Genomic DNA, 12077 nt, shown 5'->3' with positions numbered 1-12077 from the left:
CCGTTCCGCACCTGTTGAGGAGTACCAAGGGATGACGCCCGGCAACAACGGCGCGAGCACGCCCGAGGACGACGACCCGTTCGGCTACCTGTACGCCGACGGTCAGGCCAACGGCGCCCAGCCGCCGTCCGGCGGCTACGGCTACCCGAACTCGGTCAGCAGGGTGCGCACGGTCGGCGACCGGCCGTACGGTCAGCAGGCCCACGGCCAGCAGAGCGTGCCGCAGCAGCAGGGCGCCTACGGCCGGCCGAACGCGCACTACGCCGCGCCCGAGACGTTCCCGGGCAGCGCGCCGACCACCCAGCAGCCGATGCCCGGACACGGCGGCGGCCGGGGCCGCGGGCCCAACACCAAGGGCCTGCTGATCGGCGCGGTCGCGGTGGTCGCCGCGGTCGTCATCGGCATCAGCGTGGCCATGCTCGGCGGGGACGACGACAAGAAGGCCGGCGGTGAGCAGCCCACCACCGCGCCGTCCGCCTCGCAGAGCGCGGAGCCGACCCCGTCGGGGGAGAGCAGCGCGGACAGCGAGGCCGAGCTGCCGAAGATCGACGCCAAGGCCCTCCAGCTCGGCGGCGGCGCCACCACCGCGTCCGACATCGAGGGCGCCCAGGCGGACGGCGGTGTCTACGTGACCGGCTTCAACGCCGTCGGCGCCTCGGTCACCTGGACCGTCAACGGCATCCCCGAGTCCGGCAAGTACACCCTGTACGTCGGCTACGGCGTGCCGGGCAAGGACGCCAACGCCACCCTCACGGTCAACGGCACCGCCTCGACCACTCCGGTCAACATGAAGAACTACGCGAGCGCGGCCGAGGGCGACTACGCCAAGGGCTGGACGCGGACCTACAACTACGTCCAGCTCAACAAGGGCACCAACACCATCAAGGTGTCCTGCGAGCAGGGCAACCAGTGCGACGCCAACATCGACCAGATGTGGCTGGCCGAGGGCTGGGTCCAGTAGGCGGCCGGGCGCTCAGGCCGCGGTGACCTCCCCGGTCACCGCGACCCGCCCCAGCAGATCCTCGTACGCCTTGCGGTCGAACTCGCCCGCGACCGGTGCGCGCACCGTCGCCGTCGCCAGCGCGACGGCGCGCACCAGTCGCTCCGGCCACGGCCGGTGCTCCACCAGCCCGGCCAGCAGGCCCGCCGTCACGGAGTCGCCGGCGCCGGTCGGGTTGCCGTGCACACGGCCGGGCGGGCCGGCGCGCCAGGTGCCCTCCGGGGTGGCCGCGAGCAGTCCCTCCGCGCCCAGGGAGGCGACGACCGCGTGGGCCCCGCGCCTGCGGGCGGCGTGGGCGGCGCGCGACGGCTCGTGCGAGCCCGTGAGTTCGGCCAGCTCGTCGCTGTTGGGCTTGACGATGTCGGGGCGCGCGGCGACCCCGCGGCGCAGCGCCTCGCCGCTGGTGTCCAGCAGTACGGGCACACCGGCCGCGCGGGCGGTGCGTATCAGGCCCGCGTACGCGCCCACCGGCACTCCCGGCGGCAGGCTGCCGCACAGGGCGACCGCCGAGGCCGACGCGAGCAGGCCCTCGTAGGCCTCCTGGAAGGCGGACCACTCGGGCGGCGTGATCGTCGGGCCGGGTTCGTTGAGCTGGGTCGTGTCGCCGCTCAGCTCGTCGACCACGGCTATCGTGCGCCGGGTCGCCCCGCCGATCGGGACCAGCGCGTCGACCACGCCGGGCGTCGTCGTGAGCCGCTCCTGGACGATCCGTCCGGTGCCGCCGCCGGCGAACCCGGTGACCGTCACCTCGTGGCCGAGCGCGGCCAGCACGCGGGCCACGTTCAGGCCCTTGCCGCCGGGGCGTTCGGTCACCTCGGACACCCGGTGGGTGCTGTGGGGCCGCAGGGACCGTACGCGGTACGTGATGTCGAGAGCGGTGTTTGGCGTGACCGTGAGGATCACCTGGCCCGACCTCCCCCGAGGGTGTGTTTCTCGATTTCCGGAGGGTCGATCATGCCAAAGAGACGGCGGACCGCCCAGCCCTCGGGTCGGCCACCGTCTCTCTACTGGCAGCGCAATCAGTTCAGTTGGGGATCGACCACCCATTCTCCCCGGCGCATCACGCCCTTGAGGTCGAAGTTCGCGTCCAGGACGACCAGGTCGGCGTCCTTGCCGGGCTCCAGCGAGCCGATCCGGTCGTCCATGCCCAGCAGCCGGGCAGGGTTGGCGGACAGGGCCCGGACGACGTCCTCGACCGGGAGGCGGTCGATGGTCACCGCCCGCTTGAAGGCACGGTCCTGGGTGAGCGTGGAGCCCGCGATGGAGCCGCCCTCGACGAGCCGGGCCACGCCGTCGCTGACCTCGACCTGCAGCGGGCCGAGCATGTAACGGCCGTCGCCGAAACCCGCCGCGTCCATCGCGTCCGTGATGAACGCGACGCGCGCCGCGCCGGCGTGACGGAACGCCAGTTCCAGGGCGGCCGGGTGCAGGTGCGTGCCGTCGTTGATCAGCTCCACCGTGACGCGCTCGTCCTCCAGGAGCGCGGCGATCGGGCCGGGCGCGCGGTGGCCGAGCGCGGGCATCGCGTTGAACAGGTGCGTGGCGACCGTCGCGCCCGCGTCGATCGCCGCCACCGTCTGCTCGTACGTCGCGTCCGTGTGGCCCACCGCCGCGATCACGCCGTGCTCCACCAGCAGCCGTACGGAGTCGATGCCGCCCGGCAGCTCGGTGGCGAGCGTCAGCATCCTGGCCCGGCCGCGCGCCGCGTCGATCAGCTTGCGCACGTCGGCCGGGTCCGGGTGGCGCAGCAGTTCCTCGGAGTGCGCGCCCTTGCGGCACGGCGAGATGAACGGGCCCTCGAAGTGGATGCCGGCGATCTCGCCCTGCTCGGCCAGCTCGGACAGCAGGCCGGCGCGGTGGGTGAGGAAGTCCATGTCGCCGGTGACCGTGGAGGCGACCAGGGTGGTCGTGCCGTGCAGGCGGTGGGTGCGGATGCCCCGCAGGACGTCCTCGACGGTGCCGGAGGTGAAGGAGGCGCCGCCGCCGCCGTGGTTGTGGAGGTCCACGAAGCCGGGCACCACCCAGTGACCGGACAGATCGACCACCGGGGCGTTCTCCGGGGCCGCGGCGGCGATCCGGGTGCCGTCGACGATCACTTGGCCCGCGTCCGCGACTCCTGTCGGGAGGACCACGCGGGCGCCTGTGAGGATCGAGACGCCGTGGGGCGTCCGCGGGCCGGTGGGGGTTGGTCGCGCAGTTACCCGCGCCCCCGAAGGGGTTGCCATCAGGGCGTTTCCTCCTTGCGGTCGATGTGGTCGAGGAGATCCCAGGCCAGCAGCCCGGCGCCGAGGCATCCCGCTGTGTCCCCGAGGGCCGCGGGGACGATGGTCGGCGGTTTCTGGAAGGTGACGCGTCGATCGACCGCGTCCCGCAGCGGTGTGAACAAGGTTTCCCCCGCCTCCGCCAGCCCGCCACCGATGACGAGCGTGCGCGGGTCCAGCAGGGTGAGGGCGGTGACCAGGCCGTCGGCCAGGGCGTCGACAGCCCGCTGCCAGACCTCGGCGGCGCGGGCGTCCCCGGACTCGACGGCCCTGGCGCAGTCCGCCGCGTCCGCCCGGGCGTCGCCGGTCACCGCCGCCCACGCCTCGCTGACGGCCGAGGCCGACGCGAACCGCTCCAGGCAGCCCCGCTGACCACAGGGGCACGGGGTGCCGCCGGGGCGTACGACGACATGGCCGATCTCGCCCGCGAAGCCGTGCGCCCCGGACTCCACCCGGCCGTCGATGCCGATGGCGCCCGCTATGCCGGTGCCCAGCGCGACGAACAGGAAGCGGTCGGCTCCCCGGCCTGCGCCGATCCGGCCCTCGGCCAGGCCGCCGGAGCGCACGTCGTGGCCGAGGGCGACCGGAAGGCCGCCGAGCCGTTCGGTGAGCAGCGTGCGCAGGGGTACGTCCCGCCAGCCGAGGTTGGCCGCGTAGGCGGCGACGCCCCGCTGCTCGTCGACGATGCCGGGGACGGCGACGCCGGCGGCCGCCGCGGGGGTGCCCAGGTGCCGGTCGCCGTACGCGCGCAGTTCCGCGGCGAAGTCGAGGACGGCGTCGACGACCGCCTGCGGCCCGCGCTGGCGTCCGGTGGCGCGGCGCGCCTGGTGCAGCAGGGCGCCGTCCGCCCCGACCAGGGCGGCCTTCATCCCGGTGCCGCCCACATCGAGGGCGATGACGTGTCTCACGGGGACAGTGTGGCCCGTGGACCCGGAAGAGGTCTAGTCCACTGCGTGGTGTAGACCTTAGTCCGTTATTCGGACAACAGGAACAACGCAGGAACAGGGTGGACGAGAGCGTGCAGCAGCGGCGCAGGACAGGACTGATCGCGGTGGTGTCCGCACTGGGCATGACGGCGGTCCTCGGCGGCTGCGGCCTCACCGGAGGCTCCGACGACGTGACACTGAGACTGGTCGCCGCGGACTACGGCGACAGCGCGGCGAACAGTTCGAAGAAGTACTGGGCGAAGCTGGTCGACGCCTACGAGGCCGAGCACCCGGGCGTCCGGGTCGAGGTCGGCGTGTACTCCTGGAACGACGTCGACCGCGAGGTCAAGGAGATGGTCGACGCGGGCAGGGCGCCCGACATGGCGCAGATCGGGGCGTACGCCGACTACGCCGCCGACGATCTGCTCTACACCGCCGACGACCTGCTCTCCATCCCCGTGCAGGCCGGCTTCTCCTCCGCGCTCGCGCAGGCGGGGCAGGTCAACGGGGTGCAGTACGGCATGCCGTTCGCCGCCTCCACCCGGCTGCTCTTCTACAACAAGGAGCTCTTCGAGGAGGCCGGCCTCGGCGCGCCGACGACCTGGAAGGAGCTGGCCGCCGCCGCCGAGGCGCTGAAGGCCGAGGGCGTGACGTACCCGTACGCGCTGCCGCTCGGCCCGGAGGAGGCGCAGGCCGAGACCATGCAGTGGCTGCTCAGCGGGGGCGGCGGCTACACCGACGCGGTCGGCACGTACACGATCGACTCCGCGGAGAACATCGCGACCTTCAGCTGGCTGCGCGACGAACTGGTCGGCAAGGAGCTCACCGGGCCCGTCGCGCCCGGAAAGCTCGACCGGGCCGACGCCTTCGCCGCGTTCGCCCAGGGCGAGGTCGGCATGCTCAACGGGCATCCGTCGCTGATGAAGACGGCCCAGCGGCACGGCGTGGAGTTCGGCATGGTGCCGATGCCGGGCGTGGACGGCGAGGCCAAGGCCACCGTGGGCGTCGCCGACTGGATGCTCGCCTTCAAGCAGAACGGCCACAAGGACCAGGTCGGCGACTTCCTCGACTTCGTCTACAGCGAGAAGAACGTCCTCGACTTCTCCCGCCGGTACGACCTGCTGCCGGTCACCAACTCCGCCTCCGAGGTGATGGGCGCGGCCTCGCAGGACCAGGACCTCAAGCCCTTCCTGGACGAACTCGCCCTCGCCGAGCTCTACCCCGTCGGCAAGACCTCCTGGGCGGCGGTCAGCGCCGACGTCAAGAAGCGCATCGGCTCCGCCGTGGAACCGGGTGGCAGCCCGTCGGCGATCCTGAGCCAACTGCAGTCGACGGCCACGACGGCGGACAGCTCGGCGGCGGGATAGGGCCGCTGTCGGTGGCGGCGGCTACCGTGCGGGGCATGGACCAGGAGCAGCTCGCCCGACGGGAACAGGACATCCTCGCCCTGGAGCGCCGTGGCTTCCCGGGCCCCGGCGCCAAGGAGCGTGCGATACGCGAGGAGCTGGGCCTGGCCCCGGTCCGCTACTACCAGCTGCTCAACGCCCTGCTCGACGACCCGCGGGCGCTGGCGCACGACCCGGTGACGGTGAACCGTCTGCGGCGGATACGGGAGCGGCGCCGGGCGGAACGCTAGGGCCCGTCCGCCCACGCCCGTCCGCCCTCGCCGGACGACGCGGGGAATCGCCGGACCGGCCCCGGGCCCGGTCCGGCGCGCGGCCCCGGATCGATAAGGTCGCCGTATGGGCAGCCACGAGACCGAAACCGGCAATACTCTCCCGACGCCCGCCACCCCCGCCGGGCGGGCCGGGCTCGACGCGCTCCTCGCACGGCCCGGCAAGGCGGTGATCGCGCTCGACTTCGACGGGACGCTCGCCCCGATCGTGCCCGACCCGGAGCAGGCCCGCGCGCACCCGGACGCCGTACCGGCGCTCGCGGTGCTCGCCCCGAAGGTGGCCGCCGTCGCGGTGATCACCGGCCGGCCGGCCGACGTCGCCGTACGCCACGGCGGCTTCGCGGGCGTCGACGGCCTGGAGCACCTCGTCGTCCTCGGCCACTACGGCGCCGAACGCTGGGACGCCGTCAGCGGCGAGGTGAGCGCCCCGGCGCCGCACCCCGGGGTCGCGGCCGTGCGTGAGGAACTGCCCGGCCTGCTCGACCGGGTCGGCGCGGGACCCGGCACGTGGATCGAGGACAAGAGCCGCGCGATCGCCGTCCACACCCGCCGTGCCGCCGACCCGCAGGCCGCGTTCGACGCCCTGCGCGCACCCCTCTTCGACCTCGCCGCCCGGCACGGCCTGATCGTCGAGCCCGGACGGATGGTGCTGGAACTGCGCCCGCCGGGCATGGACAAGGGCGTCGCGCTCCTGCAGTACGTCGGGGAACTCGGCGCCGAGTCCGTCCTCTACGCCGGCGACGACCTCGGCGACCTCCCCGCGTACGCGGCGGTCGGCGAGCTCCGCTCCGCCGGCACCCCCGGCCTGCTGGTGTGCAGCGGCAGCGACGAGGTGACCGAGCTGCGCGAGCAGGCGGACCTGGTGGTCGACGGCCCCAAGGGGGTCGTGGCCCTGCTGGCGGGCCTCGCGGCGCACCTGAAGGACTGACGGCCCACGACACGCGGCGGCCCCGGCCGCTCGTACGGCGCGCCCACAAGCCCGGCTGCCCACCCAGGACGTTCAGCCGGCGCCCCGCTCGCGCGGGCCGTTCAGCCGGTGGGGTGTTCGCGCAAGGCGTTCAGTTGGTCGAGGAACCACTGGGTCGGCGGGAGCGCGGTGGCCGCCGCGGCCAGGCGCTTCGTCCGCTCGGCGCGTTCCCCGGCCCGCATGGTGAGCGCCTCGTGCAGGGCGTCGGCCGTGCCGGTGATGTCGTACGGATTCACCTCGATCGCGTCCTCGCGCAGCTCCTCGTACGCCCCCGCCTCGCGGGACAGCACCAGCGCGCACCCCTCGTCGGACACGACCGGCACCTCCTTGGCGACCAGGTTCATGCCGTCCCGGATCGGGTTCACCAGTGCCACGTCCGCGAGCCGGTAGGCGGCCAGGGAGCGGGCGAAGTCGTCCTTCACGTGGAGGACGACCGGCGTCCAGCCCGGGGTGCCGTACCGCTCGTTGATCTCGTCCGCCAGCCGCCGCACCTCGGCCGTGTAGTCGCGGTACACGGCGAGGTCCTGCCGCGAGGGGTAGGCGAAGGCGACGTGCACGACCCGCTCGCGCCACTCGGGGCGGTCGTCGAGGAGCTGCCGGTACGCCAGCAGCCCGCGCACGATGTTCTTCGACAGTTCGGTGCGGTCGACGCGGACGATCGCCCTGCGGCCCTCGCCGATCTCCGCCCGCAGCGCCGTCATCCGCTCCTCGACGTCGGCCTCGCGCGACCGTTTGCGCAGGAAGTCGGCGTCGGCACCGAGGCCGTGCACGCCCACCCGCGTGTCCCCGAGCCCTCCGGCGAACGCCTCGCAGCACGCCGTGAAGGCGTCCGCCCAGCGGTGGGTGAGGAAGCCCAGCCGGTCCGCGCCCAGCATGCCCCGCAGCAACTGTCCGGCGACGTCGTCCGGAAGCATCCGGAAGTACTCCGGCGGCGCCCACGGCGTGTGCGAGAAGTGGGAGATCCGCACGTCCGGCCGCAGCTCGCGGAGCATCCCCGGCACCAGCGTCAGGTGGTAGTCCTGCACCAGCACCGCCGCCCCCTCGGCCGCCTCCTGGGCCAGCGCCTCGGCGAACGCCCGGTTGTACGCCTCGTACGACGCCCACTGCCGCCGGAAATCGGCGTCGAAGACCGGCTCCAGCGGCGTCTGGTACAGCATGTGGTGCACGAACCACAGCACGGAGTTCGCGATGCCGTTGTAGGCGTCGGCGTGCACGTCCGCCGGGATGTCCAGCATGCGCACCCCGGACTCACCGACCCCGCGCCGCACCGCCTCGCGGTCGCCGTCGCCGAGGGCGGAGCACACCCACAGCGCGCCGGCGTCCGGACCGATCGCGGAGAGGCCGGAGACCAGCCCGCCGCCGCCGCGTTTGGCGTGCAGCGAGCCGTCCTCGCGCACCTCGTACGAAACCGGGCCCCGGTTGGAGGCGACCAGTACCTGTGCAGGACCGTGCGTCGAAGCCATACGCCTCAACCTAGCCCTCTCCGTAACCGCTCAAACGTACGGTTCGAGCCCGGCGGGTGACCGTATACAACGGTCAGGCCACTTTCCGGGCCGCGTACTCCGCGATCTCCACCATCGGCGGCCGTTCCTCCGTGTCCACCGAGTAGGTGCGCGGCTCGAACCCCTCCTCCACCCGCTCGAACTGGGTGAGGCAGGGGCGGACGAGGTGGCCGCGGGCCAGACGCAGCTGGGCCGTGCGGTAGATCGCCGCCGCCATCCGGCCCAACGCCTGCCCGTCCTGGTGCCGGTGCTTGCGCACCCCGACGTCCACCTGCGCGAGGGCGTCGAGGCCGACCAGGTGCAGGGCGTCCACCAGCATGCCCAGCTCCACGCCGTACCCGACGGGGAACGGCAGCTGCTCCAGCAGCGAGCGCCGCGCCGCGTACTCGCCGCCGAGCGGCTGGACGAAGCCGGCCAGCTGCGGCCAGTGCAGGTTCAGCAGCGGGCGGGCCATCAGCTCGGTCACCCGGCCGCCCTGCCCGGCCGCGCCGCCCAGGGGACGGTCGTACATCCCCTTGACGAGGTCGACGTCCGGGTCGGTGAGCAGCGGGCCGACGATGCCCGTGACGAAGTCCGAGGAGAACTCCCTCAGGTCCGCGTCGATGAAGCAGACGATGTCGCCGCGCGTGACCAGCAGGGAGCGCCACAGCACCTCGCCCTTGCCGGGGACGGCCGGGATGCGCGGGAGTATCGCGTCGCGGTGCACCACCCGGGCGCCTGCCGCGGCGGCCACCTCGGCGGTGCGGTCGGTGGACCCGGAGTCGACCACGACGAGCTCGTCGACCAGCGGGACCTGCTCGACGAGGTCGCGCCGGATCGCGGCGACGATGTCGCCGACGGTCTCCTCCTCGTCGAGTGCGGGCAGCACGACACTGACCGACTGGCCGGTGGCGCGCTTCGCGGCCAGGATCTTGTGCAGCGGGCGATCGGTCAGCGACCAGGAGCGGGTGGTCAGCCAGCGCTCGACTTCTTCCAGCACGGTCTGCTGCTCCTTCGCGTTCTCTCGGCGAACGGACGTGTTCTGTGATCCATCTCGCGGTTCGGACGACTATCTCAACTGTCCTGGCCTTCGGTTACAGTCTTGAACAACGCTGGTGACCATCGCATGTCGGGGGTCGTCGGCGTCGATCGGCGCTCAACAACCACATACAGCTCATCCAGAGGGGCAGAGGGAAACGGCCCGTTGAAGCCCCGGCAACCCTCCAGTCGGTTCTCGTAGATCATTCTTGATCGCTCCGCGAGGCTCCCGGCTAGGGAAGGTGCCAAATCCGTCTCACGGCGAGATGCGTCGTGAGGAAGATGAGGAGAAAGGGCCTCGCCTCACATGGCTGTGCAGACTGTCGAAAGCAGCACCAGCAATCCCACCGTCGATCTCGGTCCCGCCGCGGCGCTGTCCTGTCGCGAGTGCGGCCATCGCGTCCCGCTCGGCCCGGTCTTCGCGTGCGAGGAGTGTTTCGGCCCGCTGGAGATCGCCTACGACTTCTCCGCGTACGGCGCCGAGGAACTGCGAAAGCGCATCGAAGCGGGACCCGCGAACATCTGGCGGTACGCGCCGCTGCTGCCCGTCCCGGCGGACGTGGCCGGCAAGCCGAACCTGAACCCCGGCTGGACCAAGCTCGTGAAGGCCGACAACCTGGCGCGCGAGCTCGGCGTCGAGACCGGCAAGCTCTTCGTCAAGGACGACTCGGGCAACCCGACGCACTCCTTCAAGGACCGCGTGGTCGCCCAGGCCCTGGAGGCCGCCCGCGCGTTCGGCTTCACCACGCTCTCCTGCTCCTCCACCGGCAACCTGGCCGGCGCCGTCGGCGCCGCCGCGGCCCGGGCCGGCTTCCGTTCCTGCGTGTTCATCCCGCACGACCTGGAGCAGGGCAAGGTCGTCATGGCCGCGGTCTACGGCGGCGAACTCGTGGGCATCGAGGGCAACTACGACGACGTGAACCGCTTCTGCTCCGAGCTGATCGGCGACCCGGCCGGCGAGGGCTGGGGTTTCGTCAACGTCAACCTGCGGCCGTACTACGCGGAGGGTTCCAAGACCCTGGCGTACGAGATCTGCGAGCAGCTCGGCTGGCGGCTGCCCGACCAGATCGTGGTGCCGATCGCCTCCGGCTCGCAGCTCACCAAGATCGACAAGGGTCTGCAGGAGCTGATCGAGCTCGGGCTGGTCGAGGACAAGCCGTACAAGATCTTCGGCGCGCAGGCGGAGGGCTGCTCCCCGGTGTCGACCGCGTTCAAGGCGGGCAACGACGTCGTGCGGCCGCAGAAGCCGAACACCATCGCCAAGTCGCTGGCCATCGGCAACCCGGCCGACGGGCCGTACGTGCTGGACGTCGCCCGGCGGACCGGCGGCGCGGTGGAGGATGTGACGGACGAGCAGGTCGTGGACGCGATCAAGCTGCTGGCGCGGACCGAGGGGATCTTCGCGGAGACCGCGGGCGGGGTGACCGTCGGGGTCACGCGCAAGCTGATCGAGAACGGCGTGCTGGATCCGTCGCTGACGACCGTCGTGCTGAACACCGGCGACGGTCTGAAGACGCTGGACGCGGTGGCGGGTACGGGGCTCACCGCGACCATTCGGCCCAGCCTCGAGTCGTTCCGTGAGGCCGGGCTCGTCTGAGGCCTCGCCCACCGTCGTCGTCAGTTCCCCGCGCCCCTGAGCAACTCGTCCGACCGGAGGTTCCCACGTGAGCGTCACCGTCCGCATCCCCACCATCCTGCGCACCTACACGGGTGGTCGGGCCGAGGTCACCGCCGAGGGGGCCACCCTCGGCGAGGTCATCCAGGACCTGGAGAAGAACCACACGGGTATCGCCGCCCGGGTCCTGGACGACCAGGGCAAGCTGCGCCGGTTCGTCAACGTCTACGTCAACGACGACGACGTCCGTTTCGAGCAGGGGCTGGAGACGGCCACTCCGGACGGTGTCGGAGTTTCGATCATTCCGGCGGTGGCGGGCGGCTGAACCGCTGACGCCTTACCGTGAGTAACGCCGGTTACTCGATGTTCGTCGAATTGCCCCCTCCGTGAGAGAAGCGGAGGGGGCAATTCAGTGTGGTTGAGCGCGGTAGAGTTGGGGAACCCGGCACAGCTCGACATGCCGGACGCATATGAGTTCCGGCTCCGGTGCGATGAGAAGTAGCCAAAGTTTGTGGCTCTTTTGCGTCTTTCACTCCTTTTATGGAGCCCGACTTGCCCTGAATCCGGGTGAATTCTCCGTAAATTACCGACCATCGGTGCCCAGATTTCTCGTCCGATTGACCTGTTGCAGACGGCAGTTGGACAGATACATTCAGCCGCGGTCGACGCGTTCCGGCGCACGCCCCCCGGTGAATGGGGGGCGAGGTCTGACCCGGATCCGCGAAGTGTGGATCTGTGCAAGGGCCAGTAATAGGGGAGTTAGGCATGGCTCAGGGCACCGTCAAGTGGTTCAACGCGGAGAAGGGGTACGGCTTCATCGCGGTCGACGGTGGTGCGGACGTCTTCGTCCACTACAGCGCGATCCAGATGGACGGCTACCGGACCCTCGAAGAGGGCCAGCGGGTCGAGTTCGAGATCTCGCAGGGCCAGAAGGGTCCGCAGGCCGACATGGTTCGCGTCACCGCTTAAGCGCGCGACCACCGCATGTGACGTTTCTGTTCGAAGGGCCCGCACCTCACCGGGGGTGCGGGCCCTTCGGCGTGTCGGCCGCCCGCGGCGTCCGCGGGCGGCGCAGCACCCGGCCGGATCCCGGGAGGCGCTTGCACTCGGCAGG

12 protein-coding genes and 1 riboswitch are annotated in these 12077 nt (G+C 71.8%); of the genes, 7 read left to right on the top strand and 5 right to left on the bottom strand.

Annotated elements, in window-relative coordinates; genetic code table 11:
• Positions 1-31 precede the first annotated feature (31 nt).
• Positions 32-961, top strand: a complete 930-nt coding sequence (locus IPT68_RS16575) for a CBM35 domain-containing protein (protein WP_189700312.1) — start codon at positions 32-34, stop codon at positions 959-961.
• A gap of 12 nt (positions 962-973) precedes the next feature.
• On the opposite strand, the gene IPT68_RS16570 is transcribed toward IPT68_RS16575, so the two are convergent.
• The 3 genes from IPT68_RS16570 to IPT68_RS16560 all read right to left on the bottom strand — a co-directional run bounded on the left by IPT68_RS16570 (position 974) and on the right by IPT68_RS16560 (position 4169).
• On the bottom strand, positions 974-1903 hold the full coding sequence (locus IPT68_RS16570) for a 1-phosphofructokinase family hexose kinase (protein WP_189700311.1): 930 nt from the start codon (positions 1901-1903) through the stop codon (positions 974-976).
• A 116-nt stretch (positions 1904-2019) separates the two neighbouring features.
• Positions 2020-3225, bottom strand: a complete 1206-nt coding sequence (gene nagA, locus IPT68_RS16565) for an N-acetylglucosamine-6-phosphate deacetylase (RefSeq protein WP_189700310.1) — start codon at positions 3223-3225, stop codon at positions 2020-2022.
• Positions 3225-4169: an ROK family protein gene (locus IPT68_RS16560; protein ID WP_194074103.1), complete on the bottom strand. Its 945-nt coding sequence runs from the start codon at positions 4167-4169 to the stop codon at positions 3225-3227. Before IPT68_RS16560 ends, nagA begins: the two co-directional genes overlap by 1 nt.
• Positions 4170-4330: 161 nt before the next feature.
• Between IPT68_RS16560 and IPT68_RS16555 the strand changes: the two genes are divergently transcribed.
• The 3 genes from IPT68_RS16555 to otsB all read left to right on the top strand — a co-directional run bounded on the left by IPT68_RS16555 (position 4331) and on the right by otsB (position 6790).
• Positions 4331-5554, top strand: coding sequence for an extracellular solute-binding protein (locus IPT68_RS16555; protein WP_189700351.1), 1224 nt, complete (start codon positions 4331-4333; stop codon positions 5552-5554).
• A gap of 35 nt (positions 5555-5589) precedes the next feature.
• Positions 5590-5823: a DUF3263 domain-containing protein gene (locus IPT68_RS16550; protein ID WP_189700309.1), complete on the top strand. Its 234-nt coding sequence runs from the start codon at positions 5590-5592 to the stop codon at positions 5821-5823.
• A 106-nt stretch (positions 5824-5929) separates the two neighbouring features.
• The gene (gene otsB / locus IPT68_RS16545) at positions 5930-6790 is read left to right on the top strand and encodes a trehalose-phosphatase (protein WP_189700308.1); all 861 of its coding nucleotides are present in this window, start codon (positions 5930-5932) and stop codon (positions 6788-6790) included.
• Positions 6791-6891: 101 nt separating this feature from the next.
• Here the strand turns inward: otsB and IPT68_RS16540 are convergent, their stop codons facing one another.
• A complete protein-coding gene (locus IPT68_RS16540) occupies positions 6892-8292 on the bottom strand; it encodes an alpha,alpha-trehalose-phosphate synthase (UDP-forming) (RefSeq protein WP_189700307.1) in 1401 nt (466 codons plus the stop codon).
• 73 nt (positions 8293-8365) lie between these two features.
• The gene (locus tag IPT68_RS16535; RefSeq protein ID WP_189700306.1) at positions 8366-9310 is read right to left on the bottom strand and encodes a glucosyl-3-phosphoglycerate synthase; all 945 of its coding nucleotides are present in this window, start codon (positions 9308-9310) and stop codon (positions 8366-8368) included.
• Between the two features lie 171 nt (positions 9311-9481).
• Positions 9482-9637, top strand: a riboswitch (SAM riboswitch).
• 18 nt (positions 9638-9655) lie between these two features.
• On the opposite strand from IPT68_RS16535, the gene thrC reads away from it, so the two are divergent.
• The 3 genes from thrC (at position 9656) to IPT68_RS16520 (ending at position 11932) form a co-directional block, all read left to right on the top strand.
• On the top strand, positions 9656-10945 hold the full coding sequence (gene thrC, locus IPT68_RS16530; protein ID WP_189700305.1) for a threonine synthase: 1290 nt from the start codon (positions 9656-9658) through the stop codon (positions 10943-10945).
• Positions 10946-11012: 67 nt separating this feature from the next.
• The gene (locus tag IPT68_RS16525; protein ID WP_189700304.1) at positions 11013-11288 is read left to right on the top strand and encodes a MoaD/ThiS family protein; all 276 of its coding nucleotides are present in this window, start codon (positions 11013-11015) and stop codon (positions 11286-11288) included.
• Positions 11289-11728: 440 nt separating this feature from the next.
• Positions 11729-11932: a cold-shock protein gene (locus tag IPT68_RS16520; RefSeq protein ID WP_004986573.1), complete on the top strand. Its 204-nt coding sequence runs from the start codon at positions 11729-11731 to the stop codon at positions 11930-11932.
• The last annotated feature ends 145 nt before the right edge of the window (positions 11933-12077 follow it).

The organism is Streptomyces chromofuscus, from assembly GCF_015160875.1.
Taxonomy (GTDB): domain Bacteria; phylum Actinomycetota; class Actinomycetes; order Streptomycetales; family Streptomycetaceae; genus Streptomyces; species Streptomyces chromofuscus.
This window is presented reverse-complemented; position numbering and strand designations above follow the sequence as displayed.